At 70.4% G+C, this 25,340-nt stretch carries 21 protein-coding genes; 12 read left to right on the top strand and 9 right to left on the bottom strand.

What is annotated here, in order from left to right:
* Positions 1-2: 2 nt before the first annotated feature.
* Positions 3-3,155: an AfsR/SARP family transcriptional regulator gene (locus D0T12_RS26950; protein ID WP_158581643.1), complete on the top strand. Its 3,153-nt coding sequence runs from the start codon at positions 3-5 to the stop codon at positions 3,153-3,155.
* A gap of 89 nt (positions 3,156-3,244) precedes the next feature.
* Here D0T12_RS26950 and D0T12_RS26955 read toward each other — a convergent pair whose 3' ends face one another.
* The 3 genes from D0T12_RS26955 to D0T12_RS26965 all read right to left on the bottom strand — a co-directional run bounded on the left by D0T12_RS26955 (position 3,245) and on the right by D0T12_RS26965 (position 6,503).
* On the bottom strand, positions 3,245-3,889 hold the full coding sequence (locus tag D0T12_RS26955; RefSeq protein ID WP_158581644.1) for a Clp protease N-terminal domain-containing protein: 645 nt from the start codon (positions 3,887-3,889) through the stop codon (positions 3,245-3,247).
* 225 nt (positions 3,890-4,114) lie between these two features.
* On the bottom strand, positions 4,115-5,098 hold the full coding sequence (locus D0T12_RS26960; protein ID WP_117403020.1) for an AraC-like ligand-binding domain-containing protein: 984 nt from the start codon (positions 5,096-5,098) through the stop codon (positions 4,115-4,117).
* A gap of 445 nt (positions 5,099-5,543) precedes the next feature.
* Positions 5,544-6,503 (bottom strand): NucA/NucB deoxyribonuclease domain-containing protein, encoded by a 960-nt coding sequence (locus D0T12_RS26965; RefSeq protein WP_117402787.1) that lies wholly within the window; start codon positions 6,501-6,503, stop codon positions 5,544-5,546.
* 995 nt (positions 6,504-7,498) lie between these two features.
* Between D0T12_RS26965 and D0T12_RS26970 the strand changes: the two genes are divergently transcribed.
* Positions 7,499-7,903 (top strand): hypothetical protein, encoded by a 405-nt coding sequence (locus tag D0T12_RS26970; protein WP_117402788.1) that lies wholly within the window; start codon positions 7,499-7,501, stop codon positions 7,901-7,903.
* A 262-nt stretch (positions 7,904-8,165) separates the two neighbouring features.
* On the opposite strand, the gene D0T12_RS26975 is transcribed toward D0T12_RS26970, so the two are convergent.
* The 3 genes from D0T12_RS26975 to D0T12_RS26985 form a co-directional block, all read right to left on the bottom strand.
* A complete protein-coding gene (locus D0T12_RS26975; protein ID WP_117402790.1) occupies positions 8,166-9,395 on the bottom strand; it encodes an acyl-CoA dehydrogenase family protein in 1,230 nt (409 codons plus the stop codon).
* Between the two features lie 52 nt (positions 9,396-9,447).
* Positions 9,448-10,431, bottom strand: a complete 984-nt coding sequence (locus D0T12_RS26980) for a glucosyl-3-phosphoglycerate synthase (RefSeq protein ID WP_117402792.1) — start codon at positions 10,429-10,431, stop codon at positions 9,448-9,450.
* 116 nt (positions 10,432-10,547) lie between these two features.
* Positions 10,548-11,984 (bottom strand): helix-turn-helix domain-containing protein, encoded by a 1,437-nt coding sequence (locus tag D0T12_RS26985; RefSeq protein ID WP_117402794.1) that lies wholly within the window; start codon positions 11,982-11,984, stop codon positions 10,548-10,550.
* A gap of 149 nt (positions 11,985-12,133) precedes the next feature.
* Between D0T12_RS26985 and aceA the strand changes: the two genes are divergently transcribed.
* The 5 genes from aceA to D0T12_RS27010 all read left to right on the top strand — a co-directional run bounded on the left by aceA (position 12,134) and on the right by D0T12_RS27010 (position 17,901).
* Positions 12,134-13,432 carry an isocitrate lyase gene (gene aceA, locus D0T12_RS26990; RefSeq protein ID WP_117402796.1) on the top strand — a complete coding sequence of 433 codons (1,299 nt, stop codon included), beginning with the start codon at positions 12,134-12,136 and terminating at the stop codon, positions 13,430-13,432.
* A gap of 249 nt (positions 13,433-13,681) precedes the next feature.
* Positions 13,682-15,157, top strand: a complete 1,476-nt coding sequence (locus tag D0T12_RS26995) for a M1 family metallopeptidase (RefSeq protein ID WP_199487725.1) — start codon at positions 13,682-13,684, stop codon at positions 15,155-15,157.
* A gap of 115 nt (positions 15,158-15,272) precedes the next feature.
* Complete coding sequence (locus D0T12_RS27000) at positions 15,273-16,061, top strand: ABC transporter permease (RefSeq protein WP_117402799.1); 789 nt, start codon at positions 15,273-15,275, stop codon at positions 16,059-16,061.
* 44 nt (positions 16,062-16,105) lie between these two features.
* The gene (locus D0T12_RS27005; protein WP_325050846.1) at positions 16,106-16,909 is read left to right on the top strand and encodes an ABC transporter permease; all 804 of its coding nucleotides are present in this window, start codon (positions 16,106-16,108) and stop codon (positions 16,907-16,909) included.
* An 11-nt stretch (positions 16,910-16,920) separates the two neighbouring features.
* Entirely contained in the window at positions 16,921-17,901 is a 981-nt protein-coding gene (locus D0T12_RS27010; protein WP_117403021.1) for an ABC transporter ATP-binding protein, read from the top strand.
* Positions 17,902-17,932: 31 nt separating this feature from the next.
* Here the strand turns inward: D0T12_RS27010 and D0T12_RS27015 are convergent, their stop codons facing one another.
* On the bottom strand, positions 17,933-18,403 hold the full coding sequence (locus tag D0T12_RS27015) for a hypothetical protein (protein ID WP_117402803.1): 471 nt from the start codon (positions 18,401-18,403) through the stop codon (positions 17,933-17,935).
* A 224-nt stretch (positions 18,404-18,627) separates the two neighbouring features.
* Between D0T12_RS27015 and D0T12_RS27020 the strand changes: the two genes are divergently transcribed.
* The 4 genes from D0T12_RS27020 to D0T12_RS27035 all read left to right on the top strand — a co-directional run bounded on the left by D0T12_RS27020 (position 18,628) and on the right by D0T12_RS27035 (position 23,116).
* Positions 18,628-20,706: a DUF6077 domain-containing protein gene (locus D0T12_RS27020; protein WP_117402805.1), complete on the top strand. Its 2,079-nt coding sequence runs from the start codon at positions 18,628-18,630 to the stop codon at positions 20,704-20,706.
* Between the two features lie 92 nt (positions 20,707-20,798).
* Positions 20,799-21,395, top strand: coding sequence for a hypothetical protein (locus D0T12_RS27025; protein WP_117402807.1), 597 nt, complete (start codon positions 20,799-20,801; stop codon positions 21,393-21,395).
* A gap of 540 nt (positions 21,396-21,935) precedes the next feature.
* Positions 21,936-22,217: a hypothetical protein gene (locus D0T12_RS27030; protein WP_117402809.1), complete on the top strand. Its 282-nt coding sequence runs from the start codon at positions 21,936-21,938 to the stop codon at positions 22,215-22,217.
* Between the two features lie 71 nt (positions 22,218-22,288).
* Positions 22,289-23,116, top strand: coding sequence for a helix-turn-helix domain-containing protein (locus D0T12_RS27035; protein WP_117402811.1), 828 nt, complete (start codon positions 22,289-22,291; stop codon positions 23,114-23,116).
* Between the two features lie 9 nt (positions 23,117-23,125).
* Here D0T12_RS27035 and D0T12_RS27040 read toward each other — a convergent pair whose 3' ends face one another.
* Positions 23,126-23,455 carry a DMT family transporter gene (locus tag D0T12_RS27040; protein WP_117402813.1) on the bottom strand — a complete coding sequence of 110 codons (330 nt, stop codon included), beginning with the start codon at positions 23,453-23,455 and terminating at the stop codon, positions 23,126-23,128.
* Positions 23,455-24,333, bottom strand: coding sequence for an LLM class flavin-dependent oxidoreductase (locus D0T12_RS27045; protein ID WP_199487726.1), 879 nt, complete (start codon positions 24,331-24,333; stop codon positions 23,455-23,457). Before D0T12_RS27045 ends, D0T12_RS27040 begins: the two co-directional genes overlap by 1 nt.
* Positions 24,334-24,491: 158 nt before the next feature.
* Between D0T12_RS27045 and D0T12_RS27050 the strand changes: the two genes are divergently transcribed.
* Positions 24,492-25,286 (top strand): class II aldolase/adducin family protein, encoded by a 795-nt coding sequence (locus D0T12_RS27050; RefSeq protein WP_117402815.1) that lies wholly within the window; start codon positions 24,492-24,494, stop codon positions 25,284-25,286.
* Positions 25,287-25,340: the final 54 nt, after the last annotated feature.

Consider the following 25,340-nt stretch of genomic DNA (forward strand, 5'->3'; position numbering starts at 1 on the left):
GAATGACCTTGAATTTCAAGATCCTCGGCCCGCTGGAAATTCGGGACAAAGGAAATTCGGTCGACCCCGGGCCGGCGCGCCACCAGAAAGTTCTCACCGCTTTGTTGCTGTCCGCCGATCGTGTCGTGCCGCTGCCCCGCCTGATCGACGCGGCCTGGGGCGAGAACCCGCCCGCGACCGCGCGGAAACAGGTCCGCAACATCGTCTCCGATTTGCGGCGGACGTTGAACGGGGTCGGCGAGGCCGGGCTCCTACCGGTCGGGCAGGACGGTTACCGCCTGCACGTCGCCGCCGACGCCCTCGACGTGTCCGTGTTCGACGACAGGGTCGCTCGGGGCCGCCGGTACGTCGCGGAACAGCAGCTCAACGAGGCCTCCACCGAGTTCCGCGCCGCCCTTTCGCTGTGGCGCGGCCCGGCCCTCGCCGGTCTGGAGAGCCCCGCGCTCGACCCGCAGCGCGCCGTGCTGGAGGAGAGGCGCCTGACCGTGCTGGAGGAGTTCGCCGACCTGGAACTCACCATCGGCCGGCACCACGAACTCTCCGCCGAACTCGCTCAATGGGTGGCGGAATATCCACTACGAGAACGGCTCATCGGCTTTTACATGCTGGCCCTGTATCGTGCCGGACGCCAGGCCGAAGCGCTTCAGGTGTTCCAGGACGCCCGGCGCGTCCTGATCGACCAACTCGGCATCGAACCGGGCGCCGATCTGCAACGGCTGCATCAGCGGATCCTCACCGGCGACGAAGAACTCTCCGCACCGCGAATTTCCACCACCTGCCCCCAGCATTTCCTGCCGCGCGACATCTGCGACTTCACCGGCCGCGCGGCCGAGCTGGAGCGCATCCGGGCGGCGCTGCCCGCCGGCGAGGACCGGGCGGGCGCCGTGGCGGTCATCGCGATCGACGGCATGGCGGGCGTCGGGAAGACGGCCCTGGCCGTCCATGTCGCCCACGACCTGACCGACCGCTACCCGGACGCCCAGATCTACATCGATCTGCACGCCCACACCGCCGACCAGGAGCCCCTCGGCACGGCCGCCGCGCTGGACGCGCTGCTGCGCGCGGTGGGCGTCCCCGGGGACAAGGTCCCCGGGCGGGCGGAGGAACGGGCCGCGCTGTGGCGTTCCCAGCTCGCCGGGCGCCGGGTCCTGGTGGTGCTGGACAACGCCGCCGGCTCCGCCCAGGTGCGGCCGCTGCTGCCGGGCACGCCCGGCTGCCTGGTTCTGGTCACCAGCCGTCGGCGACTCCCCGACCTGGAAGGCGCGCACACGCTGTCGCTCGGCGTCCTGCCCCCGCGGGACGCGACCGAGCTTTTCACGCGGGTCGCGGGCGAGGCGCACGCCCGGGCCGACCTCGCGGCCGTCCAGGAGGTGGTGCGGGTGTGCGGGTACCTGCCGCTGGCGGTCCGCATCGCCGCGGCGCGCCTGCGCACCCGTCCCGTCTGGAGCGTCACGCACCTCATCGAGCGGCTGCGGGAGGAGCGGCGGCTCACCGAGCTCACCGTCGGGGACCGCGGCGTCGCCGCCGCGTTCGCCCTGTCGTACCGGCACCTCACCGCCGACCAGCGGCGCGTGTTCCGGCTCCTCGGCCTGTACCCGGGCGCCGACTTCGACCTCCACACCGCCGCCGCCCTCGCGGACATGGCGTTGGAGGACGCCGACCGGCTGGTGGAGCAGCTCGTCGACTTCCACCTCCTGGAGCAGCCCACCGCGGGCCGGTACCGCTTCCACGACCTGCTCCGGCTGCACGCCGTCCACCTCGCGGGCCGCGAGGTCGGCGAGGACGACCGGCACGACGCCCTGGGCCGGGTGCTGGACCACTACCGCCACACCGCCGCCCTCGCCATGAACGCGGTCGTCTGCTACGACAAGGCGTACCTGCCCTGCGTCCCGGCCTCCACGACGCCCGCCCCGGCGTTCGCCGACTCCGAGCAGGCCATCGCCTGGCTGGAGACCGAACGGCCCAACCTGCCCGCCCTCGTGGCGCACGCCGCCGAGCACGGCTGGCCGACCCACGTCACCGACCTGTCCAACACCCTGTGGTGCTTCTTCGAGCACCGCGGCAGCCACGACGAGACCCTCGACGTGTACACCAGGGCGCTCACCACCGCACGCGGCATCGGCGACCGGGACCTCGAAGGCCAGGCCCTGCACTATCTCGGGCTCTTCCACCGGCACCACGGGCGCAACGACAAGTCCCTCGCGCACTACGAGGCGGCCCTCGCCCTGGCCCGCGAGACCGGCAACCGCGTCCTGCAGGGCCGGATCCTCGGCAACCTCGGTCCGACGCTGTGGCATCTGGGGCGCGGTGACGAGGCCCTCACGCACTACCGGCGTGCGCTGGCTGCGGCGCTGGAGACCGGCGACCTCACCCTCCAGTGCCGGGTGTCGGAGGGACTCGGTTCCATCCGCCGCGGGCAGGGACGCTACGACCAGGCCCTCGGCCACTACAAGCAGGCCCTCGCGCTCGCCCGCGAGACCGGCAACTTCAGGCGCGACCCGTTCGTCCTGGCCGAGATCGGCGGCGTCTACGGGCGGATCGGACGCCATGACGAGGCGATCGACCACCTCCAGCGGGGCCTCGACTCCGCCTGCTCCACCGCGAGCCGTCTCTTCGAGGGCTTCGCGCTCTACGAACTCGGCGCCCTGCACGGACGGATCGGACACCATCACGAGGCGATCGCCCACCTCGACCAGGCGCTCGACCTGGCCCACACGACCTCCAACGGCGTGCTCCGCGCGTCCGCGCTCTGCGGGCTCGGCACCGTCTACATGCGGCTCGGGCTCCACGACGAGGCGATCGGCCATCTTCACCGGGCCCTCGACCTCGCCCGTTCGACGACGAACCGTCCGCTGGAGAACGAGGTCCTCAACGGCCTGGGCGAGACCGCCCGCCGCGCGGGCGACCCGCGCCGCGCCCTCACCCATCACCGCGAGGCCTTCGTCCTCGCCACCGAGATCGGAACCGGATACGAACTGGCGCGCGCCCTCGACGGCATCGCCCACGTCCACCACGACCTCGGCCACGACCGCGAGGCCGCCGCGAACTGGCGGCAGGCCCTGACCGCCTACACCGACCTCGGCGTCCCCGACTCCGACGACGTACGCGCCCTCCTTGACGGCCTCGGCAGCGTCAGCGGACACGGAGGCCGGTAACGATCACCGCTCCCCCGCGACCGGGCCTCCTGGACGACCGAATTGTCCACCGCAACCAGGAGGCCCGTCTCCGCGCAGGCCCTGCGCCGCTACGCTCCCGGCCCCCTCTGCGTGGGCTGGTCGTGGTAGCGGCTGATCACTCCCATGGCGTTCAGCCGGTCGACGACCTCGGTCCTGACGGCCTTGGAGGTGATCCCCATACCGGAGAGGATCCGGCAGGCGCGGCAGTCGCCGAGAGCGAGCAGGGCGAGCAGGATGTGCTCGGGCCCGACGTGACCGTGCCCGGTCTTGTCGCGCTGCCGGTCGGCGCCTCGCCCCAGCACGAACGCGGCGTTCTCGCTCCAGGGAACGTCCTTCTCCGAGGTCGCCGGCCGCGGGGGTGTCGCGGCGACGACCGCCGCCCGCACGGCCTCCGCCGTGCCCGCCAGGTCGTCCAGAATCTGGAAGGCCAGGTCGCCGGCCCTGTCATCGGTCAGCCCGAGCAGCAGATGCTCCGTGCCGACGGCGTCGTGCCCGGACGACCGCGCGTGTTCGCGCGCCCGCTCGACGACTTCGTGCGCGAGCCCGCTGAACCACTCGAAGATGATGACCGGCTGGCGCCGACGGCGGGCGGCCTCTTGATCCAGCTCGCGGGCGGCGTCGGTGTAGCTCTTGCCCGTTTCCGCCATGCGCGCCCTGATGGTCCTCTTGCGGGCGGAGTCCTTGACCATGGTCTCGGTCCTCTCAAGCGGCACCCTACGCACACCGCCGGAATGAGACGGACGGTCAGGAGTCGGGAACGCTGATCCGGTGGACCTTGTCCTCGTCGCCGGGTGGCGTAGGCACCTACGGCTCGGAGCGGGCGGAACGTCCAACCGCCACTACCGGCCAGCCTAACCGCCCACGGCAAGTTCGGCACCAGCCCGCCCACAAGTTCCGGAACCGGCTACCGGGCTGGCGTTGCGGGTGCGTCCACCTGTTCAGTTCGCGCGCACGGCCGCGCTCTGCCGGCGGTACTCGCGCGGTGAGATGCCGTAGGCGCCGCGGAACGCCTGACTGAAATGGGCGGCGCTGGTGAACCCCCACCGGGCCGCGATCGTCTGGATGGGACGGTCGGCCTGCCGGGGATCGGCCAGGTCACGCCGGCACCGCTCCAGGCGTAGTTCGCGTACCAGGCCCGCGACGGTACGCCCCTCCTCCTGGAACAGCCGGTGCAGGTAGCGCAGGGAGATGTGGTGAGCAGCGGCGATCGCATCCGGCGTCAGCCCCGCATCACCCAGGTTGTCCCGGATGAAGGCGTGGATCCGGGTCATCCGAGCCCGCCGCCTGGTGTGGGGTGGCACCGCGCCGTGAACGTCCAGCGCATCGGCGAGGGCGGTGGTCAGCAAATCGAGTGTGAGGGTCGACAGGCGCGCGGTGTCCGCCGGGCTGAGTTCGTGCATGTGCCGGGCGAGCTGCAGGAGGAACTGGGACGACAGCGCCCCGACGCCGCGGGCGCCCGGGATGCGCACGGCGCTCAGCCGCCGCAGTTCTCGCGGCGGTAACGGCAGCAGCGAGCGCGGGAACCGCAGAAGCAGCAGTTGCTGGCCCCCGGGAACGTCCGACGTGAACTCGGCGACGTAGGGGCGCGACGGGTCGTACAGGATCAGATCTCCGGCCGCGAACTCCACCTGCCGGTCGTCCTGAGTGATCGTGGCGCCGCCGCGCACGAGGCAGCCCAGTTTGAACACCTCGGGATCGGCCTGCCGGATGAGTTTGGGCGTCCGGTGGACCGAGTGCGGCACCGTGGTGATCAGTGTCGCCTGCACGGAGCCGAACTCGCTGACGCCGACCTGCGCTCGAAAGTCGCTTTCCAACCCCGGGTCGCAGCGCAACTCGTAGGGCGCCCAGAGCTTCGCGTTGAGTTCGCGCCAGAAGGCGAACCGCTCCCCCGCCCCCACCTCGGCGGTGCTGATCACGTCCATGACCCACCACATTGTCGTCGCCACGGGACCGATCCAGCATCCCCCGACAAGATCGCCAAAGCAAACCGCCTGTGGACGTCGACGTTCGTGCGGCGGTCCGCGACGACGGCGCGTCATGTCGGCGCCTTCTCCTGGCCATGCCGTTCGGATAATCGTTCGACAGTGGCAGTTCTCGATGGCTTATCGACAACGAAGTGCGCGTGGAAGCGGACCGCGGTGATTCCAAGGGGGTCGCGGACCTGGGGAGGGCCATCCGCCGTACGGGCCTGGATCAGGTGGCGCACTGGACACCGGGCGACACCGGCGCGAAAGGCTGGCCGCCCGCCGAACAGGTCGTCACCGGGAGGTTGACCGCTTCTCAATGGACCCTGGTGGTGAACTTTGCAATCCGAAAGTGGGCGGGCCGGTCACCGGCGAGCGGTGACCGGCCGTTCGGTGGAAGTGGTCAGGGGGTGCGGACGTGGAACCAGTCCTTTTCCAGGACCCGGTTCTCACGGTAGAAGGTGTTCAGCGCGCTGCCGCCGAGTTCGTTCTGTGTCGCATCGATCATGCGGGCGCTGGTGGGGTTGGTTCCTGTGGCGGCTCCTTGCCATGTGGAGGCGAAGGGATATTCGTCGCAACTCTTGCCCGGGGGGCGAGGTTGGCTGGGTGGGCAGGAGACCGCACGGTTCTTGTCCTTGAGGGTTTTGTCGGTCAGGCGTTCCAGAGCGTTGGGGGCTCCTGCGTTGACCGCGTCGGCTATATGCCGGGCGACCTCCGGAAGGGGACCTGCCATCGGGTAGTACAGGGTCGGGGTGTACTCGCGGACGACGCAGCCGGGCGAGGTGTTGTTGTCGGCAGGAAGTGCGTCGTCACACCGGAGAAAGATCCTCCCCTCGATGCCGGTGCCGCTCGCGACCCCTGGCTTCTCGACTGCCCAGAAGAGGCTGGTGTTATGGGTGAGCTTGGTTCCGTAGCCGCCTTGCCGGATGCGGTCGGAGGTGTCGAGACCGATATGCCCACCGACGGTAGTACCTGCCCTCAGCGGTTGGTCGGGGAAGTCGTGATGGATGACCTTGCAGAGGGTGAAGGGGCTGCAAGAGGCGTTGGCCGAAAGTTTTGCTCCGCTGGCTGCTTCACCCCACGCGTCGAGCACACCCATTTGCATCTGGAACTGATAGTTGGTCAGGGAAGCGGAGGTGTAGAGGTAGCTGAACTGGTTCACCGTCATCCCGCCCCGCACCGTGACCCCGGAAGTGTCCCGGTAGACCAGGTCGATCTTGAGGCGGACGATGCGGCAGGCCTGGGTGCGGGTGAACCACCACTTGCCGTCGTTGTAATGCTCATAGCACCAGCTCGGCAGCGGCTGGATGGCCTTGATCCCCGGACGGGGGGTTTCACCGGCGCGTGGCGCGGGTGAGGGCACTGATGAACGGGCGGAAGGGCGTTGAGCCTGTGGCAGGGCACGCTGCCCGGGGGTGCGGACGGGAGTCACACAGAACGCCCGAGCGTCAGCGCCACCCCTCGACGACACCGCGCGTTCTGCGAGGTCCCGCTTGACCTCGGGGCAGGTGTCGGTGGACGAGACGGGCCGAGACTGGGGCGGCCCCGAAGGCGGCAAGGACGGGCGGGTCGGCGCGGGCGCCGAGACCGGGGTCTGGGCGGTGGCGGGCGGGGCGGCCAGACACAGTCCGGCGACCAGCGCCACCACCGCGCCGATGGCCGCCCGTCTCTCGATCCGGCGCCGAACGCGGGCGAGTACACCAAGGGTCGTCACGATACGCAGTACTCCTCAAAGCGGGGATCGAAATAGCGGAGAACAATCGCCACGGCAGGGGCTGGGAACGCGCGCATATCTCACGGCGTCCGCGATCACACTGCCCGCGCGAATCTCCAGTGATCTAAGGTCGAATGAGCATCAGCGGATCGGAAGAATCGTCAATCCGCGGTAGACCAGAGGTAGGACCCGGCCGTTCACACGATGCCTACCGGGCCTCTACACGACAACGAGCACTCCCATCGCGAGGAAAACGCTCAAGCGCCATTCTTGGCCTTGTCATTCGCGTCTTTCTCATCAGAGGATGCAGGAGGCGGCCGAGCATGTCGTTACGGGAGAGCGCACACCTGTTTAGTCCGCGCGCACTGTCGCGTTCGGTCGGCGGAATCGGCACGACGAGAGACCGTGGGCAAGCTCGGTCATGCTGCTCGCACCGGAACGGGCGGCGGCGGACGAGACGGTGCCCCGCATCGAACGGCTCACAAACCTCCCGACGACCTGCGACGCGGACCGGGGCCTGCGCGACCGTCGCCTTAAGGTTGTCGTAACGGATCTCGCCGAACCGCTCCGCTCCAATATGCGGGTCTCGGTCAAGCCCTCGTGTTCGGTTGACGCGCTGGTCTTGGGGCGACGACCATCAACCGATGGACTCTTCCTCGGACCGGGCCGGCTATCGGGTGCAGATGGAGACTCGGCAATGGTTGATCATCGATGCCACGATGGACAACGAGGTGATCACCGAGGCCCAGGAAGGCGACCCGAGGGGTGTGGTCGACCTCGGGTCCAGCATCCGCCAGGCCGGCTGGGATCAGATCCCGGGCTGGCCGCACGATGCGAAGGGCTTCGAGAGCTGGCCGGCTCCCGGCCAGAAAACGACGATGACCATGACTGGTGCCCAGTGGGAGCTTGTGCTGTCGGCATTGGAGACCTGGTCGGCCGTCACTGCCGGCAGCGGCGATCCAGACAGCGCGGACGAGGTCCAGGAGGATCGAGCCATCATCGCGCTCATCCGAACTCAGCTGGCCGACCAGGGATGGTCACCCCGCTGACCGAGCCGCCGAAGAGACCGCTCGGCCCGCTTCCCCTTCGCAGTCTGTGCTCCAGGTAATGCCGCATCGTCGCGACCATCACGGCGGGGACGCGGAACTACTCCACCGCTCGAACCTCGGCCCGGTTCGGTGTCCGTCGCCGCGGCAATTCATCGGACGACCCGGCGTGGAACAGGGTGACCTCGACGGCCCGTAGTCGCGGAGTTCGCGTGGATGCCCGGCGAGGGTGACCGAGGTCCTGGTTATTCGTGCAGGTCAACCGCTAACGGATGGGGAGGTTGGTGAGGGTGCGGGCGATGACCAGGCGTTGGATTTCCGAGGTGCCCTCGAAGATGGTGAAGATCTTGGCGTCGCGGTGCATGCGTTCGACCGGGTAGTCGCGGGTGTAGCCGTTGCCGCCGAGGATCTGGACGGCCTCCTCGGTGACGTTCACGGCCATCTCGCTCGCCATGAGTTTCGCCATCGAGCCCTCGGCGTTCTCGAAGTCCTTGCCGGTGCGGGCCATCCACGCCGCGCGCCACACCATGAGGCGGGCGGCGTCCAGGCGGCATTTCATGTCGGCCAGTTTGAACGCGACGGCCTGGAAGTCGCCGATCTTGCGGCCGAACTGTTCGCGTTCGCGGGCGTACCCGAGGGCATAGTCGTAGGCGGCGCGGCCGACGCCGAGGGCCATCGCGCCGACGGCCGGGCGGGTCGTCTCGAACGTCTTCAGTGCGGCCTGTCCCTTGGCGCTCCTGCCCTCGCGGGTTCGCGCGACGCGCTCGTCGAACGCGTCCTTGCCGCCGATGATGTTGCGGCCGGGGAGGCGGACGTCGTCCAGGACGACCTCGGCGGTGTGGGAGGCGCGGATGCCGTGTTTCTTGAACTTCTGGCCCTGCCGCAGGCCCGGGGTGTTCGGCGGGACGATGAAGCTCCCCTGGCCGCGGCTGCCGAGTTCGGGGTGGACGGAGGCGACGACGATGTGGACGTCGGCGATGCCGCCGTTGGTCACCCAGGTCTTGGCGCCGTTCAGCACCCACTCGTCCTTCGCCTCGTCGTACACGGCGCGGGTGCGGATGGCGCCGATGTCGCTTCCGGCGTCGGGTTCGGAGGCGCAGAACGCGCCGAGGCGGACGTCGTCCGGGGTGCCGAACATCTGCGGGGCCCACTCGGCGACCTGTTCCTCCGTGCCGGTCGCGGCGACGGACGCGGCCGCGAGGCACGTGCCCACGATGGACAGGCCGATTCCGGCGTCGCCCCAGAACAGTTCCTCGAACGCCACCGGGATGCCGAGACCGGTCGGCTCCAACCACTGGGCGGCGAAGAAGTCGAGGGAGTAGAGGCCGATCTTGGACGCCTCCTGGATCAGCGGCCAGGGGGCCTCCTCGCGTTCGTCCCACTCCTGCGCGGCGGGACGGATGACGTCCCTGGCGAACTCGTGGACCCAGTCCCTGACCTCGCGGACGTCCTCGCTCGGCTCCAGCGAGAACGGCGTCGGCTCGGCACCCGTCATGACTCGTCGACCCCTTTGTCCAACAACACTGTTACCAACGGTAGCACCACGGTCATCCGCGACCGGACGAGTACGAGCGCGCGGCCGTGTAGGCGGGGATCCCGACCATCGGGGGCCGTTCGCCGACGGCGACGTCGACGGTGCGGGCGTCGTGACCGTCCGGGCCACGGCGGAAACGGGTGAGCGCCGTCGCCGGGGCCTCCAGGGGGATCATCCGGCCGTGGCGTTCCAGCCGCGACCAGGCGGTCAGCATGATCTGGCCGGACATCGCGCCGAGCGCCTCGGTGGACTGGTGCGCGTGGACGCGGCGGCCGAGGTCGACCTGGGCGATGGCGTCCAGGCCGGAGTCCTGGAAGACGTCCAGGAGCAGGCCGAGCTCCACTCCGTACCCCGTGACGAACGGGAGCCGTTCCAGCAGGCCGCGGCGCCCGGCGTACTCGCCGCCGAGCGGCTGCATCACTCCGGCCAGCAGCGGCCAGTGCAGGTTGATCAGCGGCCTGGCGACCAGTTCGGTGACGCGGCCGCCGCCGTCCTCGACGCGCCGGTCCCCGTCGATCAGCGGACGGTCGTAGCAGCCCTTGACGTAGCCGACGGACGGGTCGGTCAGCAGCGGCCCGAGCAGTCCCGTCACGTACGAGGAGGTGAACTCGCGCAGGTCGGCGTCCACGAAGACGATCAGGTCGCCGGAGGTGACGGCGAGGGACTTCCACAGCGCCTCGCCCTTGCCGGACATGCGGCCGTGCTCGGGCAGGACGTCGTCCTGCGCGACGACGACGGCGCCCGCGGCGGCGGCCACGGCCGCGGTCCGGTCGGCGGATCGGGAGTCGACCACGACGATCTCGTCCACCAGCGGGATCCGCTCGACCAGGTCGGTCCGTACGGCCGCGACGATCGCGCCGACCGTCGCCTCCTCGTCGCGGGCGGGCAGCACGACGCTGATCCTGGTGTCGCTCTTGGCTGCGAGCAGCAGGCGCGGCGGCCAGTCCGCGGCCGTACTCGTGCGGCGGGCCGACCACGACGCGACCTCGGGCAGCACGCGCTCTCCTCCCGTGCGGATCGTCCCGATTCGGACGTCCGTAACCGGACGTCCTCCTCTAGGGAAGGAACGCCAGATCCTCCCAAAACATTCACCCGGGTGGTTTCACCGGGCGGTCATTCGGCCGCGTGCCGGTCCAGGAACTCGTACACGTCCGCCTCGTCGACGCCGGGGAACGCGCCGGGCGGCAGGACGGACAGCACGTGCGAGTGCGCGCGGGCGGACGGCCAGGCCATGCCCTCCCACCGGTCGGACAGCTCCTTGGGGGGCCGCTGACAGCAGTCGCCGTCCGGGCAGGACGACCGGCGGCGCCGGGTCGACTCGCGGCCGCGGAACCAGCGCGAGTCCTCGAACCGGACGCCCAACGTGATCGCGAAGTCGCGTTCATGGCTGGGGTCGATGTGCGACAGGCACCAGTACGTCCCGTTCGGGGTGTCGGTGTACTGGTAGTAGACGGAGAACCGGTCGGCGGCGCCGAACACGTGCCGTCCGGCCCATTCGCGGCACATCCGCTGGCCCTCGATCGCGCCGTCCTCGTCCTGCGGGAAGGCGAGGCCGTCGTTGGCGTAGGCCTTGTAGATGGTGCCGTTCTCGTCGTTCTTGGTGAAGTGCAGTTGAAGGCCGAGATGGTGGGTCGCGACGTTGGTGAAGCGGTGCGCGGCCATCTCGTAGGAGACGGAGAAGACGTCCGCCAGGTCCTCCACGGACAGTTCCCGCGCGGCCTTGGCCTCCTCCAGGAACGGGACGACGCTGCGTTCGGGCATCAGGATCGCGGCGCCGAAGTAGTTGGCCTCGACGCGCTGGCGCAGGAAGTCGGCGAAGTCGCGCGGCTGGTCGTGGTCGAGCGCGATGTGCCCGAGCGTCTGCAGCAGGATCGTCCGGGGGGTGTGCATGCCGAGCTGTTCGCGCTCCAGGTAGATGCGCCGGTTGCGCAGGTCGGTGACGGACCGGACGGAGCGCGGCAGGTCCTGGACGTACTGGAGGCTGAAACCGAAGTGGCCGACCAGCGTCATCAGCAGCCCCTGCGACACCGCGCCGCGCCGGTAGCCGACGGAGTCGAGGGTCTGGGACGCGATCCGCTCGATGTCCGGGAAGTGGTTGCCCCGCTCGTGCATCTGGCGGCGCAGTTCGGCGTTGGCCTTGCGCGCCTCCTCGGGGCTCGCGGTCGGCTTGGTCCGGCTGCGGCGCAGTTCACCGTAGAGTGCCAGAATGTGCTCGATCGCCTCATTCGGCAGGCGTTTGCCCGCCTTGAGGTGTGACAGCCCGAGCGTCCGGTACAGCGGGTCGCGCTGCGCTTCCTCCAGCTCGATCTCCAGCTGTGCGCGGCGGCTCGGCGGCTGGCGGCGTAGCAGCTCCTCCACCGGGCATTCCAGCGCGGTGGCGAGGGACTGCAGCAGCGACAGCTTCGGCTCACGCCTGCCGTTCTCCAGCAGCGACAGCTGGGACGGGGCGCGTCCGACGCGGGCGCCCAGCTCCGACAGCGTCATCCCGCGGGCGCGGCGCAGATGCCGGAGCCGCTGGCCGAACGTGACGAGATCCACGTCTCTCGTCAAGTTGAGGGGTTCTTCTGGCCGCAAGGTCGTCACAGATTCATGATAGCGGAAATATCGCAGTTCTTCTGTAACCGACCGGTTAGTCGGAAGGTTTCGGTCGGGGCATAGTCGACCACAAGCACCCAGGGGACGACACGGAAGGGCATGTGATGACTGACAGTCGCCTCAAGGGCACAGCGGAAGAGCTACAACGCCAGTGGCAGACCGACCCGCGGTGGAAGGGCGTCGAGCGGACCTACACGGCCGAGGACGTCGTGCGGATCCGCGGCTCGGTCCAGGAGGAGCACACCCTCGCGCGTCGCGGCGCCGAACGGCTCTGGAACCTGCTGCACGAGGAGGACTACGTCCACGCGCTCGGCGCGCTGACCGGGCTCCAGGCCGTCCAGCAGGTGAAGGCGGGCCTGAAGGCCATCTACCTGTCGGGCTGGCAGGTCGCCGCGGACGCCAACCTCGCCGGCCAGACCTACCCCGACCAGAGCATCTACCCGGCGAACTCGGTTCCGGCCGTCGTGCGCCGCATCAACAACGCGCTGCTGCGCGCCGACCAGGTCCAGTGGGCCGAGTCGGACGGGCGCGAGGACGAGGACCACATCGACTTCCTCGCGCCGATCGTGGCCGACGCCGAGGCGGGCTTCGGGGGCGTGCTGAACGCCTTCGAGCTGATGAAGAGCATGATCGCCGCCGGTGCGGCGGGCGTGCACTGGGAGGACCAGCTCGCCTCCGAGAAGAAGTGCGGTCACCTCGGCGGCAAGGTCCTCATCCCGACCTCCCAGCACGTCAAGACCCTCAACACCGCCCGGCTCGCCGCCGACGTCTCCGGCGTGCCGTCAGTGATCATCGCGCGGACCGACGCGGAGGCCGCGACCCTGATCACGACGGACGTGGACGAGCGCGACCGCGCCTTCATCACCGGCGACCGCACCGCCGAGGGCTTCTACCGGGTCCGGAACGGGATCGAGCCGTGCATCGCCCGCGCCAAGGCGTACGCGCCGTACTCCGACCTGATCTGGATGGAGACCGGCACCCCGGACCTGGAGCTGGCCCGCCGGTTCGCCGAGGCGGTCAAGGCCGAGTACCCCGACCAGATGCTGGCCTACAACTGCTCGCCGTCCTTCAACTGGAAGGCGCACCTGGACGACGCGACCATCGCGAAGTTCCAGCGTGAGCTCGGTCACATGGGTTACACGTTCCAGTTCATCACCCTCGCCGGGTTCCACGCGCTCAACTACGGCATGTTCGACCTGGCCCACGGCTACGCCCGGGAGGGCATGACCGCCTACGTCGACCTGCAGGAGCGCGAGTTCGCGGCGGCGGAGAAGGGCTTCACCGCGGTCAAGCACCAGCGCGAGGCCGGCACCGGCTACTTCGACCTGGTCAGCACCGCGATCAACCCGGACTCGTCCACCACGGCGCTGAAGGGTTCCACCGAAGAGGGCCAGTTCCACTGACCTCCGGCCCTTCTGGCTCCTCTCCCGACGGAGGCCCCCGCGTCCACATCCGCGGGGGCCTTCCGGGCTTCACGGCACGATCCGAGGTTCCGGCGCTGGAAGATCATTAATTTCGGCCACATCCGGCAATGTCCTCGACATCAGCCGGAATCAGGCGCATGGTTGGCGCGCTAGATGATCTTTCGAGGGAGAGGATCTCTGATGGCGCGTCACTCCCGGAACGTTCCACGCCGGGCGACCCCCGGCCGAATGCTTCCGATCGCCGTCGCCGCCGTGAGCGTCGTGGCGCTCGCGCCCGCCGCGTCCGCCGCCGACCAGGGACGGGGACACGGCCAGCAAGGGCGTTTCACCCCTGGCGCCGACGGTGTCGGCGACCCCTACTTTCCGCTTGAGGGGAACGGCGGCTACGACGCTCTCCACTACTCGCTCGACCTGAGCTACGACCCCGACCACGACCAGCTCGACGGGACGGTGACGATCACCGCGCGGGCCACGCAGAACCTGTCGAGCTTCAACCTGGACCTGTCCGGAATGGACGTCGAGCGGGTCAAGGTCGACGGGCGCAAGGCCGACTACAAGCGCCGCGGCCAGGAGCTGACCATCACGCCGCGCAAGGGCCTGAAGGAAGGGTCGCGGTTCAAGACGACCGTCACGTACGGCGGCGTGCCGCAGACGATCGTCGGGTCGCCGATCGTGTTCGGGTCCCCGTACGGGTTCCTGCACACGCCCGACGGCGCGTTCGTCGGCGGCGAGCCGAACGGGCCCAGCACCTGGTTCCCCGTCAACGACCACCCGATCGACAAGGCGACCTACGACTACACCCTGACGGTCCCGGCGGGCCTCACCGCCGTCGCCAACGGGCGGCTCACGTCGCACCACGGCGCCGTCACCTCGTTCAGCCGTCGTCAGGGCCGCACTCGCGCCGAGGTGTTCAAGTGGCGCGAGGACAGCCCGATGGCGAGCTACCTCACCACGATCGACATCGGGAAGTGGGAGGTCAAGGACGGCAAGACGCCCGGCGGTGTGCCGAACTACACCGCCGTCGACCCGGTCCTCCTGGCGAGCCAGCCGGACGCGGTGGACTTCTTCTACAACACCACCAGCCAGGTCACCGACGGCCTGGCGAAGATGTTCGGGCCCTACCCGTTCAGCAGCACCGGCGCGATCGCCGACGACGCCCGCTTCAACGGGCAGCCGCTCGGCTTCTCGCTGGAGACCCAGAGCAAGCCGGTGTACTCGGCCGTCCGCAGCACCGGCACGATCGTCCATGAGCTGGCGCACCAGTGGTTCGGCGACTCGGTGTCGCCGAAGCAGTGGGACGACATCTGGTTGAACGAGAGCTTCGCGACGTGGGTCACCTGGTACTGGAACGAGAAGAACGGTGGCAGGTCCGCCGCCGAGCAGGCACGCGCGACCTACGACGCGCGGCCGTTCCCGGACCGTGAGGGCCGTCCGTTCTGGTCGGTCGTCCTCGGCGACCCCAAGCGCGACACGATGTTCAACGACCGCGTGTACAACGGCGGCGCCCTGATGGTCCAGTTCCTCCGCGAGAAGATCGGGGACGAGCACTTCCTGACCCTCCTGCGGACCTGGCTCAAGCAGCACAAGTACGGCAACGCCGAGACCAAGCAGTTCACCGACCTGGCCGAGAAGATCTCCGGTCAGGACCTGGACGCGTTCTTCAAGGACTGGCTCTACTCGCCCATCAAGCCCGACCTGCCGTAACACCGGCCGGAACGTGCCGGGCCCCGGGGGACTCCCCCGGGGCCCGTTTCCGTGTCGCCCTTTCTGTGGGAAATTACGTGGTGAGGACCGGCTCGCCTATTTAGGCTCTCGGCAAGTGGGTGTTCTTCCGTGGGTGTGGTGGTACGGCCTGCGCCGGCACGCGGCGTATCCGCTCGGGTCCGCCACCGAGGCTCTGACCAACACCGTCTTCGGCTTCATGCGCGCTTACGTGTTGATCGCGCTGTGGCAGGTGCGTCCGTCCCTCGGCGGGTACGACGCGACCGACGCCGTCACCTTCTGCTTCATCACGCAGGCGCTGATCGGGCCCGTCCAGATCTTCGGCGGGATGGACCTGGCCGAGCGCATCCGCAACGGCGACATCGCGATCGACCTGCACCGGCCCGCCGGGTTGCAGGGCTGGTGGCTGGCCGACGACCTCGGCCGCGCGGCGGGGTCGCTGCTGCTGCGCGCCGGGCCGCCGCTGCTGGCCGGGGCGCTGGTGTTCCCGTTCCGCGCCCCGGCCCCCGAGAACGTCGCCGCGTTCGCGGTGGCCCTGCTCCTCGCGGTGACCGTGAGCTTCGCGCTGCGTTACCTGGTGGCGATGGGGATGTTCTGGCTGCGCGACGACCGCGGGTTGAACGCCGTCACGCTCGTGATGTCGCTGTTCTTCTCCGGGATGATCCTGCCGCTGGTCGTGTTCCCCGGGACGCTCGGCACCGTCGCGCGGACGCTGCCGTGGGCGGCCATGATCCAGGTGCCGGCGGACGTGTTCCTCGGCCGGTACGACGGCGTAGAACTGGTCGGCGCGCTGGCGTTCCAGGCGGCGTGGGCCGCCCTGCTGCTCGGGACGGGCGCGCTGGCGACACGGGCGGCGCGGCGGAAGCTGGTGGTGCACGGTGGCTGACGGCACGATCGACGGAACCGTGGCTCACGGCGTGGTGGCCTACGGTGATTGACGCGGGAAGGATGTACGGGCTGCTCGTCTGGACCTGGGTCCGGGCGGCAGCGCAGTATCCGGTGTCGATGGTGCTGCTGGCCCTCGCCACCGCCGTCGTCACGGGGCTGGACGCCGCCGCGATCGTGCTGCTGTTCTCGCAGGCGCCGCGCATCGCGGGATTCGGCTCGTCGGAGGTGCTGTTCCTCTACGGGACGTCCGCGCTGTCGTTCGGGATCTCCGACATCCTGTTCGGCACCACCGAGCGGCTCGGGTACCACGTGCGGCAGGGGACGCTCGACGCGATGCTGGTGCGCCCGGTGAGCCCGCTGATCCAGATCGCGACGGAGGAGTTCTCGCCGCGACGCTTCGGCAAGCTCGTCCCGGCGGCGGCGGCGCTCGCGTTCGCGCTGGCCCGGGTGGAGGTGGCGTGGACGCCGGGCCGCGTCGCGATGATCCCGGTCATGGTGCTGTCCGGCGCGGCGATCTTCGGGGCGCTGTGGGTGCTGACGGCGGCGGTGCAGTTCGTGATCGTCGACATCCACGGCGCGAGCAAGTCGCTCACCTACGGGGGCGGGTTCCTCACCCAGTATCCGATGACCATGTTCGCCCGCGACTTCGTCCGCGGCGTGACGTTCGTCGTTCCGCTGGCGTTCGTCAACTGGCAGCCCGCGCTGTACGTCCTGGACCGTCCCGACCCGCTGGGGTTGCCGGGCGCGGCGCGGTTCGCGTCCCCGCTGGTCGCCGCGGCGCTGTGCGGGGCGGCGGCGCTGGCGTGGCGGGCGGGGTTGCGGCACTACCGATCGACAGGGAGCTGAGGCCGGTGACGATGATCGAAGCCGAGAACGTCGTGAAGTCGTTCACCGTGCGGTCCAGGTCGGGTCTCCTGCGGCGGACGCGGACGCCGCTGGTCGCGGTGGACGGGGTGTCGTTCACGGTCGCCAAGGGCGAGTTCGTCGGGTATCTCGGCCCGAACGGCGCCGGGAAGTCCACGACGATCAAGATGCTGACGGGGATCCTGACGGCGTCGTCGGGCACGCTGCGGGTGTGCGGGCTCGACCCGTCGCGGCGGCGCACCACGCTGGCCCGCCGGATCGGGGTGGTGTTCGGTCAGCGGACGACGCTGTGGTGGGACCTGCCGCTGCGCGACAGCCTCACGCTCGTCCGGCGGCTGTACCGGGTCGAGGCCGCGGCGCACCGGGAGCGGTTCGCCGAGCTGACGGCGCTGCTGGAGCTGGGGCCGTTCCTCGACACGCCGGTCCGGCAGCTCAGCCTGGGGCAGCGGATGCGCGGCGACCTCGCCGCCGCGCTGCTGCACGACCCGGAGCTGCTCGTCCTGGACGAGCCGACGATCGGCCTGGACGTGGTGAGCAAGGCGACCGTCCGCGATTTCCTGGAACGTATCAACGCCGAGCGCGGCACCACGATCCTGCTGACCACGCACGACCTCGGCGACATCGAGCGGCTGTGCCGCCGCGTCCTGATCATCGACCATGGCCGGCTCGCCTACGACGGCGCCCTGGACGAGCTGCGCCGCACCGTGGACGCCGACCGGCTGCTGGTCGTCGAACTGGAACGGCCCGGTCCGCCGATCACGCTGGACGGCATCCAGGCGGAGCGGGTGGAGGGGCCGCGGCAGTGGCTGCGGCTGCCGCGCTCGGCGAACGCGGCTACGGTCGTGGCGGAGCTGACCCGCGTCCACCAGGTCCGCGACATCTCGCTGCGGGAGGCCGGGATCGAGGACGTGCTCGCCGCCCTCTACCGGGGCGACCGCGCGTACCGGCGCCCTGGACGTCCCGTGGCCCCGTGACGAGCGGCTCCGGGAGAGGGGCGTCGCCCGGTCAGCGTTGGGCGCCGGAGTAGAAGTCGAGGTCGGCGGCGGCGTCGTCGCGGTCGGAGCTCCAGCGGCGCGGCGCCCACGCGGGCATCAGCAGCGCCAGGCCCATCATCGCGTACACGCCGGAGCCGAGCAGCATCCGGAGGCCGAAGTCCATGTCCCCGGCGGGCGGCACCTTGCCGGGCAGGTCGAGGACGCCGTCCGGGTCGACGAGGAACCAGGTGGAGAAGCCGAGGAGCGCCAGCGCGGGCACCAGTGAGACCAGCGGCGACGCCCAGCGCGCGACGATGATCACGCCCATCACCAGGCCCACGGCGGCGAGCAGGGCGAACGCCCCGTAGATGCGGGTGCGGTCGGTGATCTCCTGGCCGGTCCCGTCGAAGGACTGCCCGGCCTGCACGTATCCCCAGGCCGCGCCGTACACCAGCCCGGGCGTCAGCAGGACGCCGAGGAAGAAGCCGAACGCATGACGCACCGCGCATCACATCCATTCGTTCCGAGGCCGCCCCAATTGCAACATGTGCATCGGGCATAGCGCAGTAAAACCGCCCAATAACGGACTCGAAGAACTGGTTGCGCACGGTGACCATGGATCTACTGGGAGCATGGGATCGGCCTTCGCACATAACGGAATCGATCCAGGGCACCGTGCTCTCGACCACCTCGGCGAGAGCCCGGAACGCGCACGGGGGGAACCAGGTGATCCAGTTTCTGGACCGCACCGCCGCGACGGGCGAGCGGACGACGCGGACGCGGGCGACTCGGCTCGTGGACGCGTTCACCGACCAGGTGGTGCTGCTGTTCGCGGCGTGGACCGTCGTCTTCCATCTCGGGCTTCTGTTCCATCCGTCCACGTCCGGGCTGCTCCTGATGTGGCTCGTCGGCGCGGTCGCCATCGCCCTGCTGTACGCGGCGCGGCGCGGCTGGTGGGCCGGGCCGGTGTGGCGGGAGCCCTCCGGCGCGACGGTGTCGGGGGCGGCGCCGCGTGCGCCGGTGGTCGTGGCCGTAGGCGCGGGCGTCGTGGCGGGGACGTGCGCGGGGCTGCATCCGTCCGGGGTTCCCTGGTGGTGCGCGTGGGTTTCGGGGATCGTGAGCGTCGCCGCGTCGACCGCGGCCCTGCTCTCCCGCCGCGCGGAACCGGACCTCGCGGGCCGGACCCGTCCGGTCGAGGACCGCCCGGCCGGAGATCGCCAAAACGGGGACCGCCAGAACGGAGACCGCCGGGACGGGGAGACCCGTTGGGGGACGCCGCTCGCGCTCCTCACCGGCGCCGGGTTCGCCGTGGCGTCGCTGTTCATCGTCAACACCGACGGCGACGACGCCTACTTCGTCTCACGTTCGGTGGCGACCGCCGCGACCGGCGAGATCCCGGTCAAGGACGTCATCTTCACCCCCGGAACGGCGGACGAGATCTCCGGCGAGCCGCCGGTGGCGTCGATCGAGGTCCTCGCCGGTGCCGTCGCGCGGATGCTCGGCGTCCACGCGGCGTCCTTCGTCTGGTACGCGCTGCTGCCCGCGGTGACGTTCCTCGCGGTGTGGGCGCTCTGGCGGCTGGTCCGGGCCTGGGCGCCGCGCCACGCCGTCCTGTGCTTCGCGGTCGGGGCGGTCTACCTGCTGTGGAGCGGGACGAGCCGGGCGTCGCTCGGCTCGTTCCATCTGCTGCGGATGTGGCAGGGAAAGGCGGTGCTGGTGTCGGTGCTGGTGCCGCTGCTCCTGGTGTACCTGACCCGGTGGGCGGAACGGCGGTCCCGCGGCGACCTCGCGCTCCTCGGCGCCGCCGGGATGGCGGCGACCGGGTTGACGTCGTCCGCCGCGTTCGTAGTGCCGCTGGTCGTCGGGGCCGCCGCCGTGGCGTTGGTCGCCGCCGGCCGCGTCCGGACCGGGCTGGCCGCGTGTGTCGCGACCGTCTACCCGATCGGGTCGGGCCTCGCCGTGAAACTGTTCTACGGCGACACGACCGTGCCCGGAACGGTGCACGACGCCCCGGGGAGCTACCGGTGGGTCCTGTTGCACGGCGCGCTCGGGGTGATCGGCGGGTGCGCGGTGTGGCTGTCGCCGTGGACGGCCCGCCGCGGCGTCCCCGCGCTGCTGGCCACCGGGGTGGCGGCGGTCCTGACGGTGCTGATCGTCCCCGGGGTCTTGGAGACGGCCGCGGACCTGTCGGGCGCGGGACAGGTGCTCTGGCGGACGATGTGGGTCGTCCCCGCCCCGGCGCTGATCGGGCTGCTCGCCTCGGTGCGGCTTCCCACCGGGCGGTGGCCGGGGCCGGTGCGCGCCGGCGCGGCGGGCGTCCCGGCCGTCGTCCTGGTCGTGGCGCTGGTCGCGGGCGGAAATCCGGTGTGGTCCGACTCGAACGGCTCCACGGTGGCGTCGCGTCCGGCGTGGAAGGTCCCGGCGGGCTCCGTCGGCACGGCGCGGGACGTGGTCGAACTCGCCGGGCCGGGCGGCCTGGTGCTGATGCCGACCGGGGTGATGCGGGTGGTGCCGCTGCTGACCGTTCGCACCCAGGCCGTCAATCCGAACAGCCATTATCTGAAGCTGTTGCCGGTGGATCCGCAGGTCATCGATGACCGGCAGGTGCTGTCCGCGGCGGTGCGCCGGTCGTCCGGCGGCAAGCCGGAGACGGCCGAGGTCGCGGCGGCGCTGTCGCGGGCCGGGGTGGACGTGGCGTGCGCGTACCACGGAGACGAACGTGGTCTCGCGCTACTGGAGAGGGCCGGATACGGCGGGGAACGGCGCGTCGGAAATCTTCGTTGCCTCTTCCCTCCGCGGAGCTGACCTCACCTGACCATTTCATGGCGGTTTGTTTTGGCTGTCGCTATTTGGGCATCGGCGTTCCAGTCGATCCGACGCACGTTGGAGGGAACACCATGTCGACCGCGATATTGGTCGTCATCATCGTCATCGTCGTCGCCGCCATCGTCGCGGCGGCGTATCTCGCTCGGAGCGGAGCGCGGACGCGGCAACTCAAGCAGCGGTTCGGCCCCGAGTACGACCGGGCCGTGGAGAAGCACGGCGGTCGCGCCGCCGCCGAGCGGGAACTGCGCTCGCGCGAGGAGCGCCACGAAGAACTCGACCTGCGCGAGCTGGACCCGCAGCGGCGGGAGCGGTACCGCGAGCAGTGGGTCGGCGTCCAGGAACGCTTCGTCGACAACCCCGGCGCGGCGGTCGAGCAGGCCGACGGCCTCCTCACCGTGGTGATGGGCGAGCGAGGCTACCCGACGCACGGCTTCGAGGAGAAGGTCGCCCACCTGTCGGTGGAGCACGGCCGCACGATGGACCACTACCGGCGCGCCCACACCATCAGCAGCCGGGCCAAGGCCGGGGAGGCGTCCACCGAGGACCTTCGGCAGGCCATGGTGCACTACCGGGCCCTCTTCGAGGAACTGCTGGCCGCCCCCGCCGCGTCCACCGGCGGCCCCGCTCAGCGGGCGGGCCACGCCGACGGCCGGACCCCTAGGAGCTGACCCCCGATGGAGCACAGACGACCCGACACCCGCGCCGCGGAGACGGGCGAACCCGGCGGCGCCGCCGACACGCACGTCGCCGGGCCCGCCCCGAAACCCCCGACCATGGACGCCCCGGGACGCGCGGCCCCACCACCCCGCACTTCCACAGAACAGCGCGCCCTGGAGGCACGACGCACCCCAGCGCGAACGCGCGCCCCAGGCGAACAGCGCACCCCGGGAGAAGGCCAGACCACAGGTGAACAGCGCACCGCAGGTGTAGAGCGCATCCCGGGTGTAGGGAACACCCCGGGTGAGCAGCACACCTCGGGTGCGGGACACACCTTGGGCGCAGGGAAGACCCCGGCTGGACAGCACACCCCAGGCGTTGGGCCCACCCCGGGTGAACAGCACGCCCCGGGCGCAGGGAAGACCCCGGCTGAACAGCACACCCCAGGTGTGGGGTCCACCCCAGGCGAACAGCACATCCCGGGCGTAGGAAATACCGCGGGTGAGCAGCACGCCCCAGGCGGTGGGCGCGGTGCGGGAGATCGGTCCGCCGTGGAGGGGCAGCGGGGGAAGCTGCTCGGCCCGGATGAGGCGGGGCGGTTCCGGGAGCGTTGGCACGAGGTTCAGGCGGGGTTCGTCGACGACCCGAGCGCTTCCGTCCGGGAGGCGGACGACCTGGCGTCCGACGCCGTCGAGGCGCTCGGACGCGTGCTCACCGCGCAGCGGCGGACGCTCGCCGAGGGGCTGGAGCAGGGGAACGGCGCCGACACCGAGCGGCTCCGCCAGACACTGCGCGACTACCGGGAACTGCTGAACCGAGTCATCGACGCATGACGACCCACCCGGCCCGGACGGTCCGGCGGACGAGGCGCCGGACCGTCCGGGCCGGGTGGTAAGACTGGCTTATGGGCGACAGGCCGGTCGAGTTCGACGACCAGGGCGGATGGTGGCTGGCGCGGGGCCGGCCGCATCCGGCGCTGCGCCCGTTCCTGCGCTCCTATGACGGGTACTGGGAGCCCGCGGTCGTCCCCACCCGGATGCGGACGCTACCCACCCGCGCCACCGTCGTCCTCATCAACCTCGGGCCCCCGCTCTACCTGGAGGTCCCCGGCGATGTCCGCGGCCGGGAGTACGGCTCGTTCGTCGCCGGGATGCACGACGGTCACGGCATGTACGTCAGCCCCGGCGGGCAGCGCGGCATCCAGCTCGACGTCACCCCGCTCGGCGCCTACACCCTGTTCGGCGTCCCGATGTCCCATCTCACCAATGTCGCCGTGGAGTGGTCCGGGGTGCTCGGCCGCGGCGCGGACGCGCTGGTGGAGCGGCTCGGGAACACCCCGTCGTGGGGCGAGCGGTTCGACGTCCTCGACCGGTTCCTGCTGCGGCGGCTGGAGACCGGGCCGGTGCCCGACCCGGAGGTGGCCAGGGCGTGGCGGCTGCTGAACGCCGATTTCACCGTGTCCGTCGCCGACATCGCCGCCGACGTCGGCTGGAGCCGCAGGCATCTCACCCACCGGTTCCGGGAGCAGGCCGGGCTGCCGCCCAAGGTGATGGGCCGCGTGCTTCGTTTCCGTCGCGCCGTGGAGCTGCTGACCGGCGGCGCCGGGCTCGCCGACGCCGCGTCCGCCTGCGGCTACTACGACCAGGCGCATCTCAACCGCGAGTTCCGCGCCCTGTCGGGCTGTACCCCGACCGAGCTGCTCGGCGGGCAACTGGAGTTGCAGCCGCTGTGACGGCGCCGCTCAGCCCTGGTGCACTCCCCCGCCCAGGTTGATCACGATCACGCCCACCACGACGATCACCGCCCCGGCGATGGTGACCGGTTTGACCGGCTCGTCGAAGAGCAGCACACCGCCCGCGAACGCGCCGATCGTGCCGAGCGCGGACCAGATCGCGTAGACGGGCCCGACGTTCAGCGACGTCAGCGCCTTCGCCATGAACACGAACGAGATCACGTAGCCGGCCACCACGATCACTGACGGCCACGGTTTCGTGAACCCCTCGGAGGCGCGCATCGACAGCGTCGCGGTGACCTCGAACGCGATCGCGAACGCCAGCAGGACGAACGGCATCAGCGACGCTCCCCTCGCTCGGCGTGGTTCGCCGCGATCGTCTCGAACACCTTCATGTCGGCGTCGAACGCGGATCCGGGCCGCGGCCAGTGCAGCGCGATCTCGGTGACGCCGAGTTCGGCGTAGCGGCCCGCGAGGTCGTCGAACGAGCCGGGCGACTCCAGCCACGGTTCGCCGCTGAAACCGGTCAGCAGGATACGGTCGTCGATCTTGCGGCCGGCCGCCTCGCACGCGGCGTCGAGGGCGTCCAGCCGGGAGCGCACCACATCCCACGGCTCCCCTTCCCCGGCGTTGGGGCTGGTCACCCAGCCGTCCGCGTGCCGGGCGGCGAGTCGCATCCCGCGTGGGCCGTCACCGGCGATGACCAGGGGCACGCGGGGTCGCTGCACGCAGCCCGGCTCCTGGACGACGTCGCGCGCCGTGTAGTACGTCCCCTCTAACGTGGTCTCCGGTCGCCGCAGCAGCAGGTCGAGGAGCTCCACCCATTCGGCGAGACGGGAGGCGCGTTCGCCCGGCGTCCAGTCGTCCCCGCCGAGGACCCCGGCGTCGGAGTCGCGGTGGGTTCCGCCCGCCCCGACCCCGATCGTCAGCCGCCCGCCGCTGACATGGTCGATCGTCCTGATCGCGTGCGCGGTGGGGACGGGGTGCCGGAAGTTCGGCGAGGTGACCAGGGTGCCGATCCGGATCCGCGCGGTGACCGCGGCGGCCGCGGCCAGCGTCGTGTACGTGTCGTACCAGGGAGTCGTGCCCCGCCACGCGAGATGGTCGTACAGCCAGGCGTGCCGGAACCCGAGGTCCTCGGCGCGCCGCCACAGCTCCCCCGTCTCCGGCCACGACCGCATGGGCCACATCACCGTGCCGATCCTCGGTACGGTCACCGGTCCCCTCCGTTCCTCGTCCCCGTACGTCCCCCCAACCGGGACGTGTCCCCAAATAGACCACGGTCTCGCACGCGCCGGCCACCGGTTCGGAGGAGGCCCTGGCCGGACACCGAAGAATGGTGTTCGGTGGTCATAGACGAGCGGAGGAGTACGCGATGTCCGACGAGGACGAGTTCCTGGAGAAGCTGCCCACCGACCTGATCTTCCGGCTGCCGCCGACGTTCGACGACGTCGAGGACGAGCGCCGCCATCGCAAGGAACGTCTCGCGGCCGCGTTGCGCGTCTTCGGCAGGTTCGGCTTCGAGGAGGGCGTGGCCGGGCACATCACGGCTCGTGACCCGGAGCGCGCCGACCATTTCTGGGTCAACCCGTTCGGCATCTCGTTCAAGCACGTGCGGGTCAGCGACCTGATCCTCGTGAACCACGAGGGCAGGGTCGTCGAGGGCCGGTACCCCGTCAACGAGGCCGCGTTCGCGATCCACTCGCAGATCCACCAGGCTCGGCCGGATGTGGTCGCCGCCGCGCACAGCCACTCCACCTACGGGCGTGCCCTCTCGGCACTCGGACAGCGATTGGAACCGATCACACAGGACGTGTGCGCCTTCTACCAGGACCACGGGCTGTTCGACGACTACACGGGCGTCGTCACCGACCTGGAGGAGGGCAAGCGCATCGCGGCGGCCCTCGGCGCGACCAAGGCGGTCATCCTCCGCAACCACGGCCTGCTCACCGTGGGCGACACCGTCGACGCCGCCGCCTGGTGGTTCATCACGATGGAACGCTCCTGCCAGGTGCAACTGCTCGCCAAGGCCGCCGGGCCGGTCGTCCCGATCGAGCACGACAACGCCGTCCTCACCCACGGCCAGATCGGCAACGATCTCGTCGGCTGGATCAACTACCAGCCCCTCTACGACCAGATCACCCGCGAGCAGCCCGATCTGTTCGACTGACGCCGCTCCGGGCCGCCCGGGTCCCCGCCGCCACCACGGCATCGGTAATGATCT

Origin of the sequence: Actinomadura spongiicola (assembly GCF_003432485.1) — a bacterium.
In the GTDB taxonomy this organism is placed as follows: Bacteria; Actinomycetota; Actinomycetes; order Streptosporangiales; family Streptosporangiaceae; genus Spirillospora; species Spirillospora spongiicola.